The organism is Corynebacterium striatum, from assembly GCF_016728105.1.
In the GTDB taxonomy this organism is placed as follows: domain Bacteria; phylum Actinomycetota; class Actinomycetes; order Mycobacteriales; family Mycobacteriaceae; genus Corynebacterium; species Corynebacterium striatum.
On sequence record NZ_CP068158.1, the window covers coordinates 703,210 to 725,159 of the forward strand.

The window sequence follows — 21,950 nt, forward strand, 5'->3', positions numbered from 1 at the left end:
AATCTAGCCGCAGGTTTCGACCTTTTTGCCGTGGGCAAAGTTGTCCATGGCCACGATGGCGTCGTCGATGGATTCGACCTTGGCCACCACCATGTCGCCAGTGTCGCGGCTCGTGGCCTCCGCGCAGTTATCCGCCGGGGCTAGGAAGAGCTCCGCACCGGCTTGTTTGGAAGCTTCTACTTTGTGAACGATGCCGCCAATGGGGCCCACCGTGCCGTCCTCGTTGATCGTTCCGGTACCAGCCACGAACTTTCCGCCGTTGAGCTCGCCTTCGGAAAGCTTGTCGATTACGGCGAGCGTGAACATCATGCCAGCGGAAGGACCACCTATGTCCTGGAGGTTGTACTGGACCTTGATGTCCTCCTTCGGTTGCGATGTCATGGATATGCCGAGCAAAGCGACGCTGTCATCATCCGGATGGGAACCAAGGGTGATTTCCTCGGTGAGCTTTTTGCCCTTGCGCTCGATGCCGAGCTCCATCCTGTCGCCAGGTTTCTTGGCACGCACGAGCTCTTGGACCTGGCCCGGCTCGCTGACGTCCTTGCCATCGACGGAGGTAATGATGTCTTCGGCTTTAACCACCCCGGTGGCCGGCGCGTCCTTGAGCACCTGCGCCACGACGATCTTGACCGGGACCTTGAGGTAGTTCATCGCAGCGACCGTTGCCGCGGCCTCCGACTGGGTAAAAGCCTGCTTGTTGGACTGGTTGACTTCCTCATCCGTTTTTCCTTGGGGGATGACGGTATCAATGGGCACGAGGGTGTCATCAGTCATGATCCACCGACCCAGGGCCTGCGCCAGCGTCATGTTGGTACGCACCGAGACAGTAGTCATGTTGAGCTGTCCCGAGGTCTCATAAGTCTTGGGAGCAGTCACATCCACGACCTTAGTACCGTCGACCTCGCTCAAAGTGTCCACGGTGGGTCCGGGCCCTTCCGCGGCATAAGGAACGGTCAGAGCAACATCCGTGCCGGGGATGTGGTCGATGCTCAATGCAGCACCGAGCACTACGACGGGGATGGCGCCCCAGGCAAGGGTGCGAAGTCGACGATTTTCAGGTGAATTCACGATGAAACAGCCTACAACGTTTTTCGTTATGGTTTTCATTCGTGTTCGCTGTCAGCGTTGCGTTGTTCATGGAATCCAGCCGCCGCCTGCCGGTAGATTAGAGCCCATGAGCAACGGATTCGGCTTTTCTTTCCCCAATAACGACGACGGCGATGATGAAAACTCACGCCGCGACCAGAACCCGTTTGGCGCCTTCGGCTTCGGTGGAAGCGCCGCAGGCGGTGGTTTAGGAGATCTCCTGAACCAATTTGGTCAGATGCTCTCCGGCATGGGTTCCTCAATGAACTCCGCGGAAGGTGCCGGCCCAGTCAACTACGAGATGGCAAAGCGCATCGCACTGCAGCAGATTTCGACTGACAAAGAAGTAAGCGACGCTGACATCAACGCTGTCACAGAGGCCGTCCGCTTGGCGGAGCTATGGCTTGACGACGCCACCGATCTCCCCACCGCCTCCGGTGCAGTGAAGGCATGGAACTCCACCGAGTGGCTGGAGACAACCATTCCAATGTGGCAGCGCCTGGTCACCCCGGTGGCGCAGCACATGAACAACGCGCAGCTGGAGTCCATGCCTGAAGAAGCCCGCGAGATGATGGGCCCGATGGCAAACATGATGAACCAGATGTCAGGCATGAACTTCGGTATGCAGATAGGCCGCGCGCTTGGTGACCTTGCCGCTCAGGCACTGACCGGCTCTGACTTCGGTCTGCCAGTCTCCCCTGCCGGCACCACGGCTCTGCTGCCGCACAACATCCAGAAGATCGCCCGCGACCTCAACGTTCCAGGCCAGGAGATTCTGGTCTACATCGGCGCGCGTGAGGCCGCCCGCCAGCGCCTGTTTAAACACGTTCCATGGCTGGTGGAGCGCTTGGTCTCCTCTGTCGAGGAATACGCCATCGGCCTGGTCATTGACACTTCCCACATCGAGGAAGCCACCCGCGAGCTCAACCTGGAGTCCGGCGACCCACAAGCTATCCAGGACGCGATGAGCAAGCTGCAGGGGATGGACCTCACCCCGCGCATCACCTCCCGCAACGCAGGTGCGGTCTCCCGCCTAGAAACGCTGCTTGCTCTGGTCGAGGGCTGGGTTGACCACGTGGTCAATGAAGCGCTGGGCGAGCGTATCCCGTCCACCTCTACCATGAATGAGGCATGGGCACACCGCCGCGCTACGGGCGGTTCCGCGGAGCAGGCCATCTCCAAGGTCGTGGGCATTGAGCTCTCCGCCCCAAAGGTCGACGCCGCTGCGGAGCTGTGGCGCCGCACCACCGTCGCGGTTGGCGCCGAAAAGCGCGACAAGGCCTGGGACCACCCAGACTTCCTGCCTACCGCAGAGCAAATCGACAACCCTGCTTCGTTCATCGATAGCCTGCTTGACGACGCCCCCGATTCCGGCTTCGAAGAAGAGTTTGCCAAGCTGGAAGAAATGCTTCGCGAGCAAGACGGCAAGGATACGCAGGACGGAAGCGACGAGACCGACGGTCCTAACGGCCCCGAATCCGAGAAGTAATCTCGCCGCACCGCTGCTCTTTTAGAGGCCTATCAGCCAAAGCGCTGGTAGGCCTCTAAGTATCCCTTGGCCCGTTCCGCCTTTGGCGCGCGATCTGCCCACTCCCAAAAGCGCGGCCCGTGCCCGGGGATAAATGTGTGCGTGAGCTCATGGATGATGACGGAATCGAGGACATACTCCGGCACGTCCTTGAGCCGATCCGTGATCCGGATGTCTCCAGTGGACGTCGTACAGCTGCCCCAGCGCGAGTTCTGATTGCTGACCCACCGGATGGAACCCACCTTGGCCTGGCCACCTAGGTAAAGCTTGTTGAGTTCCGCGGCGCGTTCTTCCAGATCTGCATCGGAACGCCGCGACGAGGTGTGCTTGCGTTCAACACGGGCGAGCATATCCGTGACCGCTTTATGTTCTTCCTTGGCAGACATCCAGGCCGGAATGCGAACTTCCAATACCCCGTCTACCATGCGTGCTTGGATTGTGCGCTTGCGCTTGGCGGAGCGAATCACGCGCATTTCTGGGGCGGACTCGCGGGCGGGCTGTTGATTCGACATGACAGGTGATTGTACTTGTGTTGGAATATTCTCACGCGCACAGCTTTAGGGGGAAAGCATGGCAGGGAAATCGCACGCTGTCTCAACGATGACAACTTATTCACTCGCGCCGGGAGTTGCCGTGGTGGAACGCGAGCCTGGGGTGATCCAGTTCGGGATGGATGCCACGCGAGTGGGAGTCGTCGAGGTAGAAATGCAGATTGTTGAGGCCTTAAACCTCCTAAGTAAGCCGATGACTCGAGAGAGCGTTGAGCGGCTTCTGGTCCGCGCGGGTATGGACGATGCGGCTGCGCGCACGCTCATTGAAGACCTCATCTGTTACAACATCCTCTGGCCGGAGCAACCGCGTCAAAGCGTGGTGGTGTTGGGTTCCAGTGCACTGGCGCAAACTCTGCGCACGGTATTTCATAATGCTGGATTCATCCTGCGCAATCCGCTGGAATCAGAGAATATGTATTCCTACATCGCAAGCGTCAGTGAGCACTTCCCTGTTGTCGCGGCTGACATGCTGCATGAACCCGTGAACCTCGCTGCTGCACTCAGCAAGTGCAAAGGCACATTCCTGCCGGTCTCGCTGGTCGATTCGCGCGGAGTCATTGGGCCTGTGCACGTCGACGGCCGCGGCCCCTGCCCCATGTGCACGCATCTACACCGCATCGACGTGGATGGGCAATGGCACCAAGTGGTCAGCCAGCTGGCTGATGCAGACAGAAACACCGATGACCTTGTGGCGCAGGCAGTGGCGGTACAGTCCGCGGTGTTGGTCAGGCGTCTTGCTGGCTGGCCGTCGCCACCTGGTGCGAAAAGCTCGCGAGTGATGCCGGGCGAGCAGCTTGAGGTGGACCTCTACGGGCATCACCAATACCGGCTAGTTATCGAGCACCCGAAGTGCCCCTATTGCTTTGAAACGAAACGCAATCGGTAGCGCTATGCGCCGGTCCAAGCCGCGCTCGCACTGGGACCACGTGCGGACTTTCCTAAATCCCCAGGCCTGGGCACCCAGTCCTGCTGGTCGCGATCGCTTGGGCGCTTGGCACGCTTTTCCGCGACCTTGGGTTCTGGGTTCCCAGGTCTGGGTATTTGCGGTGGACGGCAGCACAGGCTCCCGTGCGGCCGCGATTAGGAACGCAACGCAGCGATGATTTGCAGGACCTCCGCGCCATAACGCTCCAGCTTCGAGGGCCCCACGCCCGAGATGTCGAGCAGCTCGGCCTCACTTGCTGGCAGGGCTTCTGAAATCGCCTGCAGCGTGGCGTCGGAGAAAATCACGTAGGCCGGAACCTTCGCTTCGCGAGCGGTCTTCGCGCGCCAGGCGCGCAGCGCGGAGAAGACCTCTTCATCGCCCTCATACTCGCAATACTCGTGTCGGCCCAGAACTTTCTCAGCAGGGCTCGTCAACTCAGCCGAGCAAATTCGGCACTTGCGCTGGCGGTACCGGCGCCCGCTGCCTGGCGTTTCCTCGATCCCCGGCACCAATCCATCCAAGAAGCGGGTGCGCTCGCGCGAGGCACGCGAGCCCGTCGTCTTAGCCAAGGCCCACGACAATGCAAGGTGCTCACGTGCACGGGTAATGCCCACGTAGAACAGGCGGCGTTCTTCTTCCACCTGCTCGTCGCCCGCCTTGATGGCGTAGTTGATGGGCATGAGCTTCTCAGTGAGCCCAACCAGAAAGACCGCATCCCATTCCAGGCCCTTAGCTGCGTGGATGGTGGCGAGGGTGACACCTTCCATCGTGGGATTCTGTTTGTTTTCGGAGCGACGATGCAGCTCGCCGAGGACCCCGTTGAGATCGATTCCTTCGTGGTCGTTCACGATCTGCGCAATGAGATCCACCAACGCATTGAGAGACTGCCAGCGCTCACGCGCCTGCGCACCCTGCGGCTCGGTAGGAGTAAGTCCCAACTCGACGAACGCGGCGCGCGCGATCGCCACCGGGTCTGCTGGCAGGTCATCACGGCGAGTAGCCGCGATGAGGACGCGAATGGCTTCGAGGATCTCCGGCCTACGGAAGAACCCTTCACCACCGCGGACCTGGTAGACAATGCCGGCGTCGGCAAGCGCTTGCTCAAACTGCTCCGACTGCGCGTTAATGCGGTAGAGCACGGCGATCTCTGATGCTTTCACACCTTTGTTGAGGAGCGTCAGGATCTGGCCTGCTACTTCCTTCGCCTCGATCTCTTCCGACTCATAGGCCTTGAACGTGGGTTCAGGACCGGGATCGCGCATACCCTGCAGCTCCAGGCGGGTTCCCGCCGCGCGACCCGTAGCTTTAGCGATGACGTGGTTAGCCAAATCCGTGACCTGTGGCGTGGAACGGTAGTCTCGCTGAAGCTTCACGATGGTCGCATTGGGATACGTGCGAGAGAAGTTGAGCAGGTAGTCCGGCGAAGCGCCGTTGAAGGAGTAAATCGTCTGGTTGGCGTCACCGACCACTGTGAGATCGTCTCGGTCTCCCAACCACGCATTGAGGACCCGCTGCTGCAAGGGCGTGACGTCCTGGTACTCGTCAACGACGAAGGTGCGGTACTGCTCGCGGAAGACCTCGGCTACCGAGGGCACGTTCTCGATTGCCCCGGCGATATGCATGAGGAGGTCGTCGAAGTCCAGGAGCATGCGGTCCTGCGTGGACTTGAGCTGCTCGTAACGCCGAAAGACCTCCGCCACTTTCGCAGGATCTGTGGGTGCTTCACGGTCGGTGGTGGCGATGACCTCCGGATAAGAATCGGCACCAATGAGAGAAGACTTGGCCCACTCGATCTCGCTCAAGTAGTCACGAATCGAGTCCTTGGAATTGTCCAAGTTCAGTGAACGCACAGCCCGCGCGACCACGGAAAACTTGTTATCCAACAGCTCCCATGGAAGGTCGCCTGCGACCTGTGGCCAGAAGTAGCGCAGCTGGCGACGCGCCGCCGCGTGAAAGGTCTGGGCTTGCACGCCACCGACGCCCATCTGGTTGAGGCGATCGCGCATCTCCCCCGCCGCACGCGTGGTGAAAGTGACGGCGAGGATGCGCTGCGGACTAACGAAGCCCTGGTCCACCATGTTGGCGATGCGGTAGGTCACGGTACGCGTCTTACCTGTACCGGCACCCGCCAAGATGCATACCGGTCCGCGTGGGGCGGTCGCGGCAGCGCGTTGGTCCTCATCCAACAGGGACAAATCCGGCCTATTCACCGTGGTACCACTCCATAATCATCGTGTGTGCAATCGAGCCCTTCCGGGCAATGGTCAGCTCAGGCAACTCAGCCCGGCTAACCCAACGGGTCTCTTCCAATTCCCCATCAGTATCGCAAACGGCCCGGACATCGTCCGTGACCGCGGAAAAGCCCACCATAAGCGAGCCGCTTGGGGGCCAGGGTTGTGAGCCCCAGTAGCGCACCTCGCGCACGCGCATTCCGGTCTCCTCAAGGGCCTCCCGGGTGAAAGCCTCCTCGAGGTTCTCTCCAGCATCGACGTAGCCGGCGATGAGCGAATAAAAGCTATTACGCATCCGATTCTTGGCCAACAGAATCTTGTCCGTGCCGGCTAGGTGGATGATTCCAATCACTGCGGGGTCAAGGCGGGGAAACACAATTCGGTGCTCGTTGTGGGCATCGCGCCCGACGACGCCCGGGGCAGGATACTCCAGTTCCCGTCCGGTTCGTGGGTCGAAGCGCAGCTCTCGACGATTGCGCACCAAGTGTCTGGCTTTGAGGATCTCAGGGTGGTCGGCGAAGAATGTGGCATCACGCAGCGTTCCTAACACTTTGGCCTGTTCCTCGGGCATCGAAAAAGCCTGAAAGGCCCCTACCTCAACGAGGATGGGGCCGGTTGGTCCTGCGACCAAGACCGGGGCGCCTTGGGAATCAACTGGTACGCGGTTGGTCTCGGTGATAGGCAGAAACACTATTCTTCTTCGTCCTCTTCTTCGTTGGCTTGCTCCATCTCGTGCTTGATGTAGAGCAGGCGGTCGCCAGGCTTAAGCGAGTAAGCATCGGCGGTATCGACGCGGTGTAGCTCGTTGTTTCGCAGCACAGCGAGCACGATGTCAGCGAGGTGGCGTGGGTTGGAGCCAACCTCAAATTCGCGCACGGGGCGCTCGGCAACGGAGAAGCCCTCGTTCGGGGAGAGCAGGTCTTCCATCATCTCCACCACGGTCGGCGTCACGGTGGCAAGACCAAGCAGGCGGCCGGCGGTCTCGGCGGAGGTAACCACGGAATCGGCACCGGACTGGCGCAGCAGGTGGCGGTTCTCGGACTCACGCACGGAGGCCACGATCTTCGCCTTCGAGTTCAGCTCGCGGACCGACAGCGTACACAGCACAGCGGTATCGTCTGTGGACGGTGTGACCACCACAGAGGAGGCATTTTCGACGCCCGCGATGCGGAGGACGTCCTGCTTGGTGCCGGAGCCATAGATGGTGACCAGGCCGTGGTGCTCTGCGTTGGCCAGGGAGGCTCGATTGGTATCGATGACCACGATCTGGGAAGCCGGGACATCATCAGCCAGCAAAGCAGCGACCGCTCCCGCACCCTTGGTGCCGTAACCGATGACAACTGTGTGGTTGCGCAATTGCTTTCTCCAATTCTGGATTTCAAATGTACGGCGTGCTTTGTCTGTCAGCACTGACAACGTTGCGCCGACCAACAAAACAAGGAAGACCAGGCGGGCTGGCGTGACAATCAGAAGGTTAATGAAGCGAGCTTGCGGCGTGACCGGGACGATGTCACCATAGCCCACTGTGGTCAGGGAGACCGCTGCGTAATAGGAAGCATCGAGCAGCGACAGGTCCTCGCTATATCCGTCGCCATCGAAGTAGACCACGACGGTGACAAAAACCAGAAGCGCTAGAGCCCACAGCACGCGGCTGCCCAGCTGCCTCCACGGGCTGTCGCTGACCGCACGCGGAACAGTGATCACGTCAATGAGTGCGTGGTCGGGCTGTGAAGTCAGCTCAATCTGCGGCATAAAGCGCGCTTTGAAGCGGCGTCTAATGCGCTTCGCACTTTGTTTCGGCACTGAAGTTCTGTCTTCCTTTTATTACTTACCTCGTTGAGCGATCCGGGGTTCTCCGAGTCTAAACGATTTTGCACAGCGGACAGAATGCATAGACCGCGATGACCCGATGACTCGGTTTCCGGACCGGCTCAATACCTTAGCCCGCCTGACCTGAAACTGACGATTCAAGGAGTTCTACTAGCTCCTTTCCAGTGGGCAAATTACGCGGTTCGAAGAAATAACCATCACGGACATAGAAGAAAGCAGCGCGTACATTCTCCGCCTTATGTACTCGCCGCCAAGCCTCTGCATAGACGGCGAGCTGGATCTCGGCGGCGCGCATCGCTGCACCGGCAGGCGGACGGCCAGTCTTCCAGTCCACGATGAGCCAGGTTCCATCGGCTTCACGGAATACGGCATCCATTCGGCCGCGGACGACCGACTCACCGACGGTGATTTCAAAGGGTGCTTCGACATATTCTGGTGTGCGCTGCGCCCACGGCGAGTTCAAGAATGCATCCTTTAGTGATTCCAGGTCTTGCTCTGGCTGCTCATCAGAACCAGGCAGCTCGTTTTCAGACAGCAAGGCTGGCGAACCGAACCGCTCCTCCAGCCACGCGTGGAAGGCGGTACCGCGCTTCGCGTAGGCGTTCGGCTTGAAGGGCACTGGGCGGCGTTGGCGGCGCGCGAACTGAATGGGATCGGAGCTCAAAGACACCATGTCGGAGGCGGTCAGCTCAGTCGGCAGCTCCACATCAACCACAGGGGCCTTAAGCGCGGCGTATTCCTCGATGAGGGCTCCGGCTTCTTGCTCCCACAACTCGAAGGTCTCCCCCGCCCGCAATGTCGGCAGCTCCTCCATTGCGTCCAGCACGAGATCAGCACCGCGCAGCGCATCCGGGTTAGCGCGCAGCGACGGGAACGTGCCCTCACGAAGGGTGGTGAGCGCCTCGGCCTCCTCAGGAGTCGCTGGAACGTCCCAGTGGCTGACCAGGTCCGAGTGTTTCTCGCGCAACAGCTCCAGGTATTCATAAGGTCCTTTTTGTGCCTTGCCACCTTTGCGGTTGGTGCCTGAACCAGTAACGGTCAGGGTGGACTCGGTACGCGTCATCGCAACATAGAACAGGCGAGCAGCCTCTTCCCGCTGGTTCTGGCGGACCGATTCTTTATAGGCTTCGCAGGCCTTTCCAAATGCCGAGCGCTTGACAGCATCGGGCTCAAGCTCAATGACGTCCGCATCAGTGGGCGCCTTTTCCACGAGCGTGAGGAAGGTCTCCGCCTGGGCCTTGTAACTGCTGGAGTCAGCGTGTAGCACGCACACGTGCTTCCACTCCAGGCCCTTGGACTTGTGCACGGTCATGATTTGCACGCGACCGTCAACAGCTGGAACCTCGCCCGGGGTCAGTCCGTCTTCGTGCTCACGCGCCATGGAGAGGTAGTCCAGAAGTGCGCCCAAGGAGTCCCCATGGAATCCGGCGACAATGTCGGCGAATGTATCAAGGTGCGTCGTCCCGCCCTGCTGTCCGTTTGCCAGCACCTCGGTGCGAATATTAAACATCGCCTCGATGTCTGCAAAGAGATCGCTCAGTGACTTGCTCAGCGAGTAGGTACGCAGATGACGCAGCTTCGCTGAAAGCTCTTCCATGCGAGCAAGGCCAGCCGCGCTGTAGCGCTCCCGCTCTCCCAAATCTGCGAGGGCGTCGGCAAGGCCCAAGACCTGGCTCGTGTCCTCCTTGGTGAGTTCAGCCAGCTGCGCGGCAAGGTGCTCGACAGGATCGCCGCCTTCCCAGCGAAGACGGCCTGCGGATTCATCACTTGCCCCCGCCAGATTGCGTTGGCGAGCCAGCAGCTCCTTGAGATCCTTCACACCCAGCCCACACATCGGGCAGGTGAGAACGCGCAAGGCAGCATTGGTGTCCTGCGGGCGCAGGAGAATGGTCGCTACAGCAATGAGGTCTTGGATCTCAGGCTGCCAAAGCAGTCCGCCCAAACCAACGATTTCATTGGGCACGCCGACTGCATCCAAGGCTTGAGAAATGAGCGGCGATTGTTTGTTGGTGCGCACTAGAACCGCCGCGCTAAAGCGGCTCGGATCCTCGCACGCATCCAGCTGCGCCTTGAGGTGATTCGCTACGAACTCACGTTCCTCGTTTTCGCTGGCGAAGTAGGCCAACTTCACCTCGCCTTCTGGGGCGTTATCGCGCGGCGACAATTCATCAACTGGGCGCGGCCCGCCGGTTTCCGCAAACAGGTGCCCGGCGACGTCGTTAGCCAGCGTCAGCGTTTGCTGCGGGTTACGCCACGAAATGGTGAGCTGATCCTTCGGCGCCGGCGAACCGTCTGATTGAGGGAAGTCCTCAACGAAGGCAGCAAGGTTTTCTGCCGTGGCACCGCGCCAGCCATAAATGGACTGCATAGGGTCGCCCACTGCGGTCACCGAAACATCGGGGCGGACCCCGCCGAACAAGGAGCGCAGCAACACGCGCTGAGCATGGGAGGTGTCCTGGTACTCGTCCAGCATGACGACGTTGAATCGCTGGCTCTGCTGCTCGCCCACCTGCGGATGGCTCTCCGCTAAGGCCGCGGCAATAGCCATTTGCTCACCGAACGTAATCACGCCACGAGCGGCCTGCTCTTCCTTGAGGGCCTCCACCAGTGGCAGATACTCCACGCGCAACTGCTGCTTATTGAGGAAATTTTGGACTTCTTTGGCAAACTCCGGACCATTCTTGCTAGTTTTTTCTAGGTCATAAGCGGTGGCTGTGAAAATCCGTGCATGTTCGCGGATCTCGTCTGGGTCCAACAAGCCGTTGTCCATGGCCTGCGCCAGTTTGAGCAAGGTATCCGTCACGTGGCCCAACGATTGCGAGGCCGACAGCTTGCCGCCGTAATTGACCACCACGTCGTGTGCGATGGCGTAGCGCTCAGCATCGGTAATGATGCGCGCTGTCGGCTCCACAGGCATGAGCAAACCGTATTCACGCACCAAGTCACCCGCGTAGGAGTCATAGGTGGCAACCTTTGGCGCGATGTTTTCCAATGCCTCGGCCGCGGCCGTACCAGGCTGCACGATTCCCGAGTCACGCAACTTGATGAGCTGCTTGCGAATACGTTGCTCGAGTTGCTGCGCGGCCTTGCGGGTAAACGTCAGACCCAAGACCTTTTCCGGCGCCACCATGCCGTTGGCCACCAAATAGACCACGCGCGAAGCCATCGTCTCGGTCTTGCCCGCACCGGCACCCGCCACCACGAGCTTTGGTCCGAGCTCGCCCTCGATTACCCTGGCTTGCTCCGGCGTCGGCGGAAACGCCTTGCCCAGGGCCGTGGCAAGCTCTGCCGGGCTGAGAAGATTAGACTGCGAATTCATCAGAGACCTGCTTTCCCTCGGCTTGTACTGGGCAAATAGAGCGAATAGCGCAGCGATCACAAGAATCATTCTCGCGCGCGGTCAAGCGCTCACTATGTAATTCAGCAACGAGCGCCGGCAGCTTTTCGGCGAAGGCCGCAAGCTCTTCCGGCGGCACCGCTGCTTGGTCGCGCGTTGTGATCTTGACGCTGTCATAGGCGGGATAGACCAAGACACCGCCACCACGCGGCAAGCCTTCACCAGTACGGATGACCGGCGAAGAGCCGGGCTTCTCCCCTGCTTCCGCGTCGTCTGCGTCCACAACACCGACAAGTTCACCGCGTTCCATAGCCAACTGATACGTCATCAGCTGTGGATTTTCCTTGGCCTGCTTTGCGGTCACAGCGCTGTTGCCCGTCTTGAGGTCAACCACCATGTAGTCATCCCCAGCCTTGACTAGGCGATCCATGTAACCAGCAACGGTAATGCCAGGCAGGACTTCCACGGAGACGGGAACCTCAACGCCAATGAGCTCAAAGGAGGACTCGGAGTTCATAGCCCACTGGTGGGTGCGGTCGATAAGCCGCTCGAAGGCAGCCATATCGCTGTGCATCTTCCATCCGGGCCCATCCACGATGGAAGCAAAAGCCTCCATAACCATTTTCTTACCCAGTTCAGGTTCGATTCCCCTGCCCAACGCTTCTAGGTAGGCATGCGCCATGGTGCCGCGAATGAGGTGCATCGGCGTGGACTCCTCTTCCGCGAGGTTGCCCAAGATGGCGCTGAGCGGACAATTCAGCAAGGCCTCGACACGAGACGGCGAAACGCGCCCCACCGCCACGGCCTCTTCCATGTCTGCAAGGACATCCGTGGCCACCGAACGCGCAGCCCACCAGCTCTCTGGATGGGCACCGGGTACTCCTGCCTTAGCCAAGCGCGCCAACTGGCGGGCTGCCTGACTGCGCTCTGCCTCACCGCTGGAAGCGCTCACCACAACCCGACGCAACTGCGCCACAAAGGACGGCACCGAAAGCACAGCCACATCGAGTGGGTCGATCTCGCGTTCCGCACGCACCGACACCGGCGCAGGTTCGGGGACTGCAAGGCCGAGCTCCCGCGGCAACTGTGCCGCACGCAGGCGCTTGGTTGCCTCCCGGCGCGTCTGCGCACCAGGAACGTCGACAGAGCCGCTCAGCGCAAACTCCCCCACAAAGCGGGATGGTTCCTCAGGCACAGCGGCCTCGGGGGCGTCGACAGCTGCGATGAGCAGGCGCCTGCGGTGACGGGTGGTAGCGACGTGGAACAAGCGGCGCTCCTCCCTCAAGCGGCTGGCCACATGACTCACCGGTGTGCCCGGCGCGATGCCTTTATCCAGCAAGTCGATGAGATCCTCCTGCCCAAAGACGGAACCGGTCTCGCCCAACGAGGGCCAGGTTCCTTCCTGCGCACCTGCAATAACCACGGTGTCCCACTCGCGTCCCACTGCACCGTGCGCGGTAATTACCTCTACCGCCTGCGGAATTGCGGTTCGGCGATCACGCACGCCCGTAGGTAGCTCCTGTTCCTCGATATGCCGTAGGAAAGCCTCCAGGGACGCACCAGGACGGCGCTCCGAATAGTCACCGGCCGCGTCGAAGAGCGACATCATCGCGTCCAAGTCGCGGTCTGCCTGCGAGCCCGTGGCACCACCGCGCAAGGCCGCGGCCTGCAAACGCGCGTCGAGGCCAGTGGCGTTCCACACATCCCACAGGGTTTCCTCGATAGAGACCTGCGCGCGCAGTGCTGCACGGCCTGCATCCAGGATCGAGCGGATACGCTCCAGGATGGTCTGTTCGCGTTCGGTAAGCAGACCTCTAAAGTCCGGCAGTTCGCCTTCCAACAGCGCCCGCAAGGAATCGATACCGCGGGACTGCGGCGCCCACCTACGCAGTCCACGAATGAGGCGCCGCAACGTCACCGGGTCCGCACCACCGACAGGTCCCGTGACAAGCTCCTCCAACTCGGTGTTGCTCAACTCATGGTCCAATGCGCGCAGCGCCAGCAAAATAGACTTGACTAGGCGCTGCTCTGCCAAGATAACGTCCGTGGGGTTGATGTGCACCGGCACGCCGGCCGCCAGGAGGGTCCTGCGCACCTGGCCAATGTCACCAGTAGAACGCACAATCACCGCGATTTCCCGCCACGGCACCTCATCTTCCAAATGGCGGCGCCGGACAGCATCCGCAACAACGTCGCGCAGGGTCGAGCGCGAATCCACGATGCTGATGCATGCAGGCGCTGGACGACGCCGCGGTTCCTCCAACACCAGCTCATGTTCCGCTGGGAAGGAGGTCAAGAACTCCGAGTTGGCGCCTCGGAAAGCAAAGACGGCTTGGTCAGGGTCCCCCGCCACCACAGTCAGCTCTGTGCTGCGAGAGAGCCCCTCGATGAGCTTGCCCGAGGTCGGGTCCAGCAGCTGCGCATCATCCACGATGATGGTGTGCCACGGATGCTTCTCCACCAACTCCGAGTGCAACAAGACCTCGTTGACGAGCTCTGCTGCCGAGTAAGAATGCAGACCAGCCAGCTGCTGCGTGCGTTCGTACTCGAGTAGGAACTCGCCTGCCGCGGTCCACATAGGCTGCTGGTACTTTTGCCCCAACTCCATGAGCTCATGCGGGCCCTTGCCACGCTCGATGGCGCGCAGCAGCAAGTCACGCAACTGCCGGGCAAACCCCACGAAGGTCATGGCTGGGCGGACCTCCGCGGGCCAGCTACCACGATTCTCTTCTGCTTGGCCCTCCAGCAGTTCACGGATGACCGCATCCTGCTCAGCGCCGGTGATGAGACGAATCTCTTCTTCTGAGATTGTCCGCAGCAGTGCAAAGGCCAAGGAATGCACCGAGCGCACCATCGATGCCTGCGCCGCGTAATCTTCCAAGTGCTGCGCCAGCTCGCGCCGCAGGATCGAACCAGATTCCTTCGAGGTGGAGACCACCAAGATCCCCGAGGGGTCAGCGCCGGAGCTCAGCTTGTTCAAGACAACGTCGACAAGCAGGCTCGAGACACCGGAACCCGCCGTACCCGTCACGCGCCATCTGCCTGTTTCAGGCAGCGGAAAATCCCAGGAACGCGAGCTGCGCTGGGAAGTACGCGGGACTAGACGGACTTGAGGGGAAGGCGGCAAGACGACGCCTGCGCGGGCGGTAGAACGGGGATCGTAACTCACCCGTTCAGTATTTCAGATGACCTGGACACGAGCAGAGCTTCAACCCTTTCAATGTTCGAACGCGTGGTCGTCTTCGACTGCGGGTGCAGGTTATTGACGTAACGGCGATAAGCCGAGGCACGCAGCAGAAGCTGGGACATTCCTGGAACGTGCCCAAAGCGGTTGCAGATGCCGTCATCCACAACGTCCGCGATGAGGCCATCGACGATGACCAGCGCGGCGCTCCAGCCAACTGGACGGGGCGCCGCGGATGGCACGACGTCGACAAGCGCAGGCGGATTTGTATCCGCAAAAATGGTGGTTCCGAGAACATCGACGTGCGCAATACCTACCGGAATTCCTGCGAGGTCAACATCAGAATAGGCCTCCCCCGTCTCATCCCACGCGGCACGCTCAGCACGTGCGAATACGTCGTCGCGCTGCCCCACGTTGGGCAGAGGCACGGTTGACATCGCTTCGTCCAAACGCAACGCCATTTGCGCAGTCTCATCAACGCGTCCGCGCAGCTGGCCAGGAACGTACTGATTGGCCTTCCACCCAGCAGCGGTATAGCGTGCGTCAGTCGTAAGCACCGGACGCACGACTCGTGCACCCGCTAAGGACATCTTCTCCCGGACCTTGGCGGACCACCCCGACCATTCATTGGCACGGGCATAGACGACGTCGCCTACCTTGATACCGTGGTCCCATTCCGGACCCAAGACCTCGCTGTGAATCTGGCGGAGATTCGCCTCCGCGTGGAAGGCGGACAACACGTGTTCTGGGGGAAGCAACATTGGGTTCTCCTATTCCGGATTGTGCGGATCCTTGATGCGTGGATTCGGATAAGGCCACGGGTTGGGCTCGCAGGTCACATCCTCATCAGGGTAGATCTCTTTGGAGTCCTTTTCGTGCAACTCGGCGTTATTTAAGCTCAGCGTCTGCTGCATCATGACGGGAGCGAGCTTGCCTTCGCCGCCGCAGGCCTGGTGGGAAGCGTAACCGATTGCATGGCCAAATTCGTGGTTAATGAGGTACTGGCGGTAATTGCCAAGGTCGCCTTCAAAAGGAACGGCGCCGCGTACCCAGCGGGACTCGTTGAGGTTCACCGTGGACTCTCCAGTGATGCCGGTATGACACGACGTTTCGGTGTTGAGCTGCGCGCCACACAGCTTCGCAGTCGTGGCCAAAGAAGTCAGCCGAATCCGCGTGTCAGGCTTATCGTCGGCCGCAACGTGAATGAATTCGAAATCCCCGGTTGAGGTCCAACCGCGTGGATCACCGAGGGTGGCATCGACCATAGCCGCAAAGGCGGAGTCGCCGCCATAGGCAATAGTGTTAACGCCGTTTTCGATCTCCACGGAGTAGCGAACTACGGTTTTGCCGCCTTTGCCTGCGTGTGCGCCGGCTGGACCCGCATCACGGTAGGTGTCATCGCCAGCTTCGGTGAAGTCACCGCCTGCGGGAAGTTGGTCCTTGGCTGCCTTTATGTCACCGGCATCTGCTGGGTCGGGGCCCAGCTTCTCGGAAGGCTCGGGCTGCGGCGACTGACTGGTCTGCGCGACCTGAGTGCCGTCCGTGCCTGTGGTCGCGTCAATCACGTCTGCGATAACCCAGATAGTCAGCACTATCATCACGGGGATCGCAACAACGCGCCACCAGCCGTATTCGTGAGCAAACCTTACTAACCAATTGCTTTGTTCGGGTTTACGATGCGGATGACGTGGGGCGCGTTGCGAGTTATCCACAGGTAATTCCATAAGGAAATAGATTACCTTCTGCATCCCACTCGAGCGGAATTACTCTGCTGTGGGATGCGCCTTCTCTAATTCATGCTCTAACTCACGCAGCTAGAAGCCAGAAGTCTTAGTGAAGTCGATGCGGCACTATGAACGCGAACGCATCATGAGTATCGAGGTTTAGGCACCTGCAAAACCGACGGCGTGTGCCTTGGCGACGCCGATCTCTGCGTAAACCACACGGTCAGTGCGGACGATGAACTTGCGTCCCTTGGAATCTTCCAGCTCCAGGGTGGAGTTGTCAGCAAGTGCACCATTAATCTTTGCGGCCAGTTCTTCCTGAGTACCATCCGCGCGGATGACGAGCTCACGAGCGGTGTCTGCGAATCCGATCTTAATATCCATGTTTCTTGTCTTCTCCTTGCGAGAGGTAGTTGTGCTCGAATTGGTTCTAATGGCCCCACTATAGCCCCACCCGCTACTATCGAGGTGTGTCATTTCAACAGTCTGAGACCACGCAACCACCTACTTTCGCCGCCCTTGGAGTGGCAGCAGAGATCGTAGATGCCCTGGCCAGCCGCGGTATTGTGCGCACGTTTGCGATTCAAGAGCTCACTCTTCCGATCGCGCTGGGCGGACAAGACCTCATTGGCCAAGCACGCACCGGCATGGGTAAGACGCTGGGATTCGGCGTCCCTGTGCTCGATCGCGTTTTTGATGACGCTGATATTGAAGAACTCGACGGCACCCCGCGCGCCCTCATTGTGGTCCCTACTCGTGAGCTAGCCGTCCAGGTCGGCGAAGACCTCACCCTGGCCTCTCAGAACCTCCCGCTGCGCCTGGCTACCATTTATGGCGGCCGGCCGTATGAGGAGCAAATCAAGCTCTTGGAAAAGGGCGTCGACGTCATCGTCGGCACTCCCGGCCGTCTTTTGGACTTGGCACAGCAGGGCCATCTCCAGCTCGACCACGTGGCCATCTTGGTTTTGGATGAAGCCGACGAGATGCTCGATCTAGGCTTCTTGCCGGACATCGAGAAAATCCTCGAACTGCTGCATGGCAACAAACACCAAACCATGCTCTTCTCCGCCACGATGCCCGGCCCTATCCTGACGCTCGCACGCACTTTCATGAACCGGCCTATTCACATCCGGGCGGAATCTGGTGACGAGAACCAAACGCACGAGTCCACCCGCAAAGTCACGTTCCAGGCACACCGCATGGACAAGCTCGCCATCATCTCCCGCGCGCTACAAGCTAAAGGCCGCGGCAAGACCATCATCTTCGCCCGCACCAAGCGCTCCGCTGCCGAGGTAGCGGATGAGCTCGCACGCCGTGGTTTCCGGGTCGGCGCAGTGCACGGTGACCTGGGTCAGGCCGCCCGCGAAAAGTCCCTCAATGCTTTCCGCGAGGGCAAGGTGGAAATCCTAGTCGCGACCGACGTGGCAGCGCGCGGTATCGACGTCGACGACGTCACCCACGTCATCAACTACCAGGTTCCAGATGATCCTATGACCTTCGTGCACCGAATCGGACGCACTGGCCGCGCAGGGCACACCGGCACCGCTGTTACGCTCGTAGGCTATGACGAGCTCGGCAAGTGGCAAGTAATCAATGACGAGCTTGGCCTCGGCGAACCTGAGCCACCTCAGTGGTTTAGCACCTCCCCGGAACTCTCCGCAGCTTTAGGCTTCCCGGAGGGAGCTAAAGAATCAGTTGGCCCTGCGACAAAGGTTATCGGGACAGCTAAGTTGCGGGATACCCCAAAGACCCACGCCACAACAACCCGAACTCGCCGTTCAAGGAGCCACCGCCGATGAGCAAGACCCCCATCCTTCGCGCCAGCGCGACTGACTGGAAGATAACCGGCGCTATCGCCGCCGTTTGCGCTATCGCTGTGGGAGGTGCATATTTCACCGCCGATATTCGCGACTCCGAACTCGCTCCCGCGGCTACCGCTGCGCCTGACCAGGTAGAAGTCCTTGCGCAAGCTCCTAAAAATTTCAAAATTGCCTTCGAGCTACCCAACCAGACGGTTCCCGGACAGCATCGCGCACTCGCCTCCCAGGGGCTTCTGATCACCCACGAAGGCGATACGATCATTGCTTCTGATGTAAACGGCAAGGAGAAATGGCACTACACCCGCAAAAACGCAGAGCTGTGTTCCTTGGGTAGCGCGTGGGACAAGGTTGTAGCAACGTACCGCAACAATGCTGGATGCGGTGACACCGTAGCTATCAATGCCGCAACGGGCCAATACTCCGATACCCGCAGCGCGATTAACTCTGAAGAGGTCATTCCGATCTCCTCCAACGACCGTGTGGGCACGGTGTCTACAGAACGCATTGATCTGTGGCGCTCAGACATGGTGCGCACCATCGAATACGGTGACGTGCAGGCAAAGCAGGAGCCCGACATGCAGGAGCATGAGGACTGCAGCATCAATTCGGCCCTCACTCGAACCGAAAACCTCGCCTTAACTGAAACCTGCCCCGATGACTCCTCAGTTACGTGGCTGCGCCTGGTAGGCGCCACCCCAGAGGATTCGCGCAAACCTGAGGTCACCGCCAACATTGGAATAGCCAACGAGGGTTCCCGTTTGGTCGCAGTAGGCCAGGAGTCCGCCGCGGTTTATCAGCCAGGCGAAAAGCCGCGTATTGAGTCTTATGACAAGTCCGGCAATACAATCGCCTCTACTGAAGTCGCCGCATCACCAGATGTGACTAACGCTTCCACGCCTTATGCTCCAGCGACAGCTGACCTGCCACACCACATGTCTTGGTTCGATGGAGAGCGTTTGTACCTGTTTACTCCTTCGGAATTGAAGGTTGACCATGTTCTAGAGGATGCCATCGGCACCGGTGTTGCTCTCGGCGAGCGCTTGCTCATGCCTACTGAAAAGGGCATCGCTGTAGTTGATTGGTCCACAGGTAAGACCGAGCGGACCATCAAGATTGATCGTGGCGGCTACACCGGCCCTGTCTTTTTGACGATCGCAGGAACCACCATCGTTGAACAACGGGGCGAAACCGCTGTTGGGCTCACCGCACTCTAGTAGCGTCTGCTAAATCAGAAGTTGGCTTCTGCCCACTGGGACGAAGCCGGGACGAACATCAGGAAGTACAAGGCAGCAATAGCGCTCAACAGCGTTATTGTGCCAAGTACTGACGAGCCGCCACTAAACATCTGAAATGCGCTGGCCGCCAGGATAAATTCAACGAGGACTACGGCTCCCCTTCCCCATCGCTTTCCCTTGACAAAGGCGAGAGAACCGATGATAACGAAGCCGAAAACGATGAAGATAAAGATGGCTGTTCCGAGTCCAACGAACTTCAGCGCGCCCGCCTCAGAAACCATCGAAGCATTCTCGGCGCCGCTGAGTTCGCGCACGATAAGAAAAATGCCAAAAGCCATTACAGCTACAGACTGCACAATTGCGATTCCGGCGGCCACAAGGACGGAAAGCGGAGCGCCTACCGGATTGTTCTTTGCTGCCGTTTGGGCTTGCGCGCGTGCAGATGACTTCTTCTTATTCTCTTCACTCACGGGCCACAGTTTACCTAAGCCGAACGATTCCTAAGGCTTTGGCTCGTTCTAATTTGAATACCGAAACCCAACACCAGACCTTCGCCCACCGACGCTCAGGAAACACTTAATTAAGGCTAAAACTCATCCCCGCTTCGCTTCGGGGGCAAACCCACCTACCCGGATTTGACGCGATCCAAGTCACCACACTCACCAAAAACATGCTAAAGATCCTGCTTATCGAAGTTCTGACAGATTTCTTACAGGAAAACTATCGCCCCTTTTTGCGTCTCACTCGCCCTAAGCATAGTGAGCTTTGCCACAATTTACCCCCGAACCCTAGCGGGATCGAGGTAAACATGTCATGATTTTCAAGTAGCAAAACAACGAGCCGTTTAAGCGGTCCGTAACTTGGAGAAAACTTCGAGTAAACACCAAGTAAATCATGGCGGCGTCGACGCTGGCTCTACCTCGAGACAGAGCCCCACTGAACGCAGACCGATTTACTTTCTTCCCCGACATTTGCTGTGCCCCATTCCCATGGGCTGCAAGGATATGTCATGCTGTCTAAATTTTGTTAGGAGATTTCAATCATGGATTGGCGCCACGAAGCCGTTTGCCGCGACGAAGACCCAGAGCTGTTCTTCCCAGTCGGCAACTCCGGCCCTGCACTTACCCAAATCGCAAAGGCCAAGCTGGTCTGCAATCGCTGCCCAGTTGCCACTTCCTGCCTGAAGTGGGCACTTGAGTCCGGCCAGGACGCTGGTGTCTGGGGCGGTATGTCCGAAGAGGAGCGCCGCGCTCTCAAGCGTCGTCGCAACCGCGGTCGCGGCCGCGCACGAGTCACCGTCTAAGACTCAAGAAAATTCAATAAACCTAGCCCGATTTCCCCACCGGTGTATCCAAACACTAAAGTCAGTGGGTAAGTAAATTATCCGCTCACCTATTAGCAAGGAGGCCGCCCATGTCTAAGCGTGGTCGTAAGCGCAAGGATCGCCGTAAGAAGAGTGCAAACCACGGCAAGCGTCCTAGCGCATAAATAAGCAGCACATAAAGGCTCGCTCCCCTCGTGGGAGCGAGCCTTTTGCTTTACGCCCCGGTCTTCTGCGGCTTGGGCTGCGCCCGGAGTTGACGCTTCTAGCCCCAGGTCACCTCAGTGTGAGTAATTTCCACGGTGATGCGTCGGCGCAGCGATTGCGGCGCTTTAGTACCAGAGCAACATTTCCGCACCAGGGCGCGCACCACTTCTTCGCTTTCTAGACGGGACTGGCACTCGTCGCACCTAGCAATGTGCTCGCGAATCTCAAGGGCTCGCGCATAACTCGTGCGCTCATCCAAGAGCTCGCAGAATAGTGCCTGGACCTCGGGAGAATTACACGCACCGCAGTTGTTTCCTGTCGCGTTGCTCATTACTTCTCCTCCATGTCTGGGTGATTGAGACCGATGCCTACTTCTCTTGCTACGTCCTTCAACGCAACGCGTAGCAATTTTCTTCCACGGTGGAGTCGACTCATCACCGTTCCGAGGGGCGTATCCATGATTTCGGCGATCTCTTTGTACGCCAATCCCACAACATCGGCGTAGTAAACCACCATGCGATAGTCCTCAGGCAAGTCATTCATTGCCTCAGAAATCGTCGAGTCCGGCATGAGTTTGAGCGCCTCAACTTCTGCTGACTCAAGGCCCGTTGAATCATGTCCTGAGGTCGTGTAAAGCTGAAAATCGCTGAGCTCATCTGCAGAAGACTCCGCCGGACGGCGCTTAGCCTTGCGATAGGAGTTGATGTAGGTATTGGTCATGATGCGGTAAAGCCATGCCTTCAAATTGGTGCCCTGTTTAAAGGAACCAAAATTGTTATAGGCCTTAAGGTAGGTCTCTTGGATGAGATCCTCGGCATCCTGCGGATTACGGGTCAGCCGCATGGCGCCACCGTAGAGCTGGTCGAGCAAAGGTAGCGCCTGCTCCTCAAAGAGGCGCTGGCGCTCCTTGGCACTTATCGTTTCTGTAGCCACGCCTACCATCCTAACTGCTTGGTTTAAGCCGCCTACTA

General features: G+C 59.3%; 19 protein-coding genes. 6 read left to right on the forward strand and 13 right to left on the reverse strand.

From position 1 onward, the window contains the following. Nucleotides 1–3: 3 nt before the first annotated feature. Nucleotides 4–1,107: a YlbL family protein gene (locus I6I72_RS03275; RefSeq protein WP_236592659.1), complete on the reverse strand. Its 1,104-nt coding sequence runs from the start codon at nucleotides 1,105–1,107 to the stop codon at nucleotides 4–6. Nucleotides 1,108–1,174: 67 nt separating this feature from the next. Here I6I72_RS03275 and I6I72_RS03280 point away from each other — a divergent pair, with 67 nt between their 5' ends. Beyond that, nucleotides 1,175–2,575, forward strand: coding sequence for a zinc-dependent metalloprotease (locus tag I6I72_RS03280; RefSeq protein ID WP_049062972.1), 1,401 nt, complete (start codon nucleotides 1,175–1,177; stop codon nucleotides 2,573–2,575). A gap of 32 nt (nucleotides 2,576–2,607) precedes the next feature. On the opposite strand, the gene I6I72_RS03285 is transcribed toward I6I72_RS03280, so the two are convergent. Further along, complete coding sequence (locus I6I72_RS03285) at nucleotides 2,608–3,126, reverse strand: M48 metallopeptidase family protein (protein ID WP_049062973.1); 519 nt, start codon at nucleotides 3,124–3,126, stop codon at nucleotides 2,608–2,610. An 88-nt stretch (nucleotides 3,127–3,214) separates the two neighbouring features. Here I6I72_RS03285 and I6I72_RS03290 point away from each other — a divergent pair, with 88 nt between their 5' ends. After that, nucleotides 3,215–4,051, forward strand: a complete 837-nt coding sequence (locus tag I6I72_RS03290; protein WP_065429164.1) for a hypothetical protein — start codon at nucleotides 3,215–3,217, stop codon at nucleotides 4,049–4,051. Between the two features lie 194 nt (nucleotides 4,052–4,245). Here the strand turns inward: I6I72_RS03290 and I6I72_RS03295 are convergent, their stop codons facing one another. The 8 genes from I6I72_RS03295 to I6I72_RS03330 form a co-directional block, all read right to left on the reverse strand. Further along, entirely contained in the window at nucleotides 4,246–6,300 is a 2,055-nt protein-coding gene (locus I6I72_RS03295; protein WP_049062976.1) for an ATP-dependent DNA helicase UvrD2, read from the reverse strand. Further along, nucleotides 6,293–7,012: an NAD(+) diphosphatase gene (locus I6I72_RS03300; protein ID WP_049062977.1), complete on the reverse strand. Its 720-nt coding sequence runs from the start codon at nucleotides 7,010–7,012 to the stop codon at nucleotides 6,293–6,295. Before I6I72_RS03300 ends, I6I72_RS03295 begins: the two co-directional genes overlap by 8 nt. Further along, nucleotides 7,012–8,073: a potassium channel family protein gene (locus I6I72_RS03305; protein ID WP_005528197.1), complete on the reverse strand. Its 1,062-nt coding sequence runs from the start codon at nucleotides 8,071–8,073 to the stop codon at nucleotides 7,012–7,014. Before I6I72_RS03305 ends, I6I72_RS03300 begins: the two co-directional genes overlap by 1 nt. A 187-nt stretch (nucleotides 8,074–8,260) precedes the next feature. Continuing rightward, nucleotides 8,261–11,470, reverse strand: a complete 3,210-nt coding sequence (locus I6I72_RS03310; protein ID WP_201807472.1) for an ATP-dependent helicase — start codon at nucleotides 11,468–11,470, stop codon at nucleotides 8,261–8,263. Beyond that, nucleotides 11,454–14,657, reverse strand: a complete 3,204-nt coding sequence (locus I6I72_RS03315) for an ATP-dependent DNA helicase (protein WP_236592660.1) — start codon at nucleotides 14,655–14,657, stop codon at nucleotides 11,454–11,456. The genes I6I72_RS03310 and I6I72_RS03315 overlap by 17 nt, the downstream gene beginning before the upstream one ends. Continuing rightward, the gene (locus I6I72_RS03320; protein ID WP_049062982.1) at nucleotides 14,654–15,433 is read right to left on the reverse strand and encodes a hypothetical protein; all 780 of its coding nucleotides are present in this window, start codon (nucleotides 15,431–15,433) and stop codon (nucleotides 14,654–14,656) included. Before I6I72_RS03320 ends, I6I72_RS03315 begins: the two co-directional genes overlap by 4 nt. A 9-nt stretch (nucleotides 15,434–15,442) precedes the next feature. After that, complete coding sequence (locus I6I72_RS03325; protein WP_172453834.1) at nucleotides 15,443–16,420, reverse strand: DUF3152 domain-containing protein; 978 nt, start codon at nucleotides 16,418–16,420, stop codon at nucleotides 15,443–15,445. A 135-nt stretch (nucleotides 16,421–16,555) separates the two neighbouring features. After that, a complete protein-coding gene (locus I6I72_RS03330) occupies nucleotides 16,556–16,780 on the reverse strand; it encodes a DUF3107 domain-containing protein (protein WP_049062983.1) in 225 nt (74 codons plus the stop codon). A gap of 86 nt (nucleotides 16,781–16,866) precedes the next feature. On the opposite strand from I6I72_RS03330, the gene I6I72_RS03335 reads away from it, so the two are divergent. Both I6I72_RS03335 and I6I72_RS03340 read left to right on the forward strand, forming a co-directional pair. Then, nucleotides 16,867–18,195 (forward strand): DEAD/DEAH box helicase, encoded by a 1,329-nt coding sequence (locus tag I6I72_RS03335; RefSeq protein WP_005528186.1) that lies wholly within the window; start codon nucleotides 16,867–16,869, stop codon nucleotides 18,193–18,195. Next, the gene (locus tag I6I72_RS03340) at nucleotides 18,192–19,430 is read left to right on the forward strand and encodes an Rv3212 family protein (protein ID WP_049062985.1); all 1,239 of its coding nucleotides are present in this window, start codon (nucleotides 18,192–18,194) and stop codon (nucleotides 19,428–19,430) included. Before I6I72_RS03335 ends, I6I72_RS03340 begins: the two co-directional genes overlap by 4 nt. A gap of 14 nt (nucleotides 19,431–19,444) precedes the next feature. Here the strand turns inward: I6I72_RS03340 and I6I72_RS03345 are convergent, their stop codons facing one another. Beyond that, complete coding sequence (locus tag I6I72_RS03345) at nucleotides 19,445–19,921, reverse strand: hypothetical protein (protein WP_005528183.1); 477 nt, start codon at nucleotides 19,919–19,921, stop codon at nucleotides 19,445–19,447. A 572-nt stretch (nucleotides 19,922–20,493) separates the two neighbouring features. Here I6I72_RS03345 and I6I72_RS03350 point away from each other — a divergent pair. Next, nucleotides 20,494–20,754, forward strand: coding sequence for a WhiB family transcriptional regulator (locus tag I6I72_RS03350; protein ID WP_005528182.1), 261 nt, complete (start codon nucleotides 20,494–20,496; stop codon nucleotides 20,752–20,754). Nucleotides 20,755–20,864: 110 nt separating this feature from the next. Continuing rightward, nucleotides 20,865–20,939, forward strand: coding sequence for a 50S ribosomal protein bL37 (locus I6I72_RS13965; protein ID WP_096030696.1), 75 nt, complete (start codon nucleotides 20,865–20,867; stop codon nucleotides 20,937–20,939). Between the two features lie 98 nt (nucleotides 20,940–21,037). Here I6I72_RS13965 and rsrA read toward each other — a convergent pair whose 3' ends face one another. Together rsrA and I6I72_RS03360 are read right to left on the reverse strand one after the other, a co-directional pair. Then, nucleotides 21,038–21,310 (reverse strand): mycothiol system anti-sigma-R factor, encoded by a 273-nt coding sequence (gene rsrA / locus I6I72_RS03355; RefSeq protein WP_005528181.1) that lies wholly within the window; start codon nucleotides 21,308–21,310, stop codon nucleotides 21,038–21,040. Then, nucleotides 21,310–21,921, reverse strand: a complete 612-nt coding sequence (locus tag I6I72_RS03360) for a sigma-70 family RNA polymerase sigma factor (RefSeq protein ID WP_005528180.1) — start codon at nucleotides 21,919–21,921, stop codon at nucleotides 21,310–21,312. The genes rsrA and I6I72_RS03360 overlap by 1 nt, the downstream gene beginning before the upstream one ends. Between the last annotated feature and the right edge of the window lie 29 nt (nucleotides 21,922–21,950).

Bases quoted from the DNA above. Each gene is read 5' to 3' on its own strand.
- I6I72_RS03275 (WP_236592659.1), bottom strand. From the start codon at position 1,107: ATGAAAACCATAACGAAAAACGTTGTAGGCTGTTTCATCGTGAATTCA.
- I6I72_RS03280 (WP_049062972.1), top strand. From the start codon at position 1,175: ATGAGCAACGGATTCGGCTTTTCTTTCCCCAATAACGACGACGGCGAT.
- I6I72_RS03285 (WP_049062973.1), bottom strand. From the start codon at position 3,126: ATGTCGAATCAACAGCCCGCCCGCGAGTCCGCCCCAGAAATGCGCGTG.
- I6I72_RS03290 (WP_065429164.1), top strand. From the start codon at position 3,215: ATGACAACTTATTCACTCGCGCCGGGAGTTGCCGTGGTGGAACGCGAG.
- I6I72_RS03305 (WP_005528197.1), bottom strand. From the start codon at position 8,073: ATGCCGCAGATTGAGCTGACTTCACAGCCCGACCACGCACTCATTGAC.
- I6I72_RS03310 (WP_201807472.1), bottom strand. From the start codon at position 11,470: ATGAATTCGCAGTCTAATCTTCTCAGCCCGGCAGAGCTTGCCACGGCC.
- I6I72_RS03320 (WP_049062982.1), bottom strand. From the start codon at position 15,433: ATGTTGCTTCCCCCAGAACACGTGTTGTCCGCCTTCCACGCGGAGGCG.
- I6I72_RS03325 (WP_172453834.1), bottom strand. From the start codon at position 16,420: ATGCAGAAGGTAATCTATTTCCTTATGGAATTACCTGTGGATAACTCG.
- I6I72_RS03330 (WP_049062983.1), bottom strand. From the start codon at position 16,780: ATGGATATTAAGATCGGATTCGCAGACACCGCTCGTGAGCTCGTCATC.
- I6I72_RS03340 (WP_049062985.1), top strand. From the start codon at position 18,192: ATGAGCAAGACCCCCATCCTTCGCGCCAGCGCGACTGACTGGAAGATA.
- I6I72_RS03350 (WP_005528182.1), top strand. From the start codon at position 20,494: ATGGATTGGCGCCACGAAGCCGTTTGCCGCGACGAAGACCCAGAGCTG.
- rsrA (WP_005528181.1), bottom strand. From the start codon at position 21,310: ATGAGCAACGCGACAGGAAACAACTGCGGTGCGTGTAATTCTCCCGAG.
- I6I72_RS03360 (WP_005528180.1), bottom strand. From the start codon at position 21,921: ATGGTAGGCGTGGCTACAGAAACGATAAGTGCCAAGGAGCGCCAGCGC.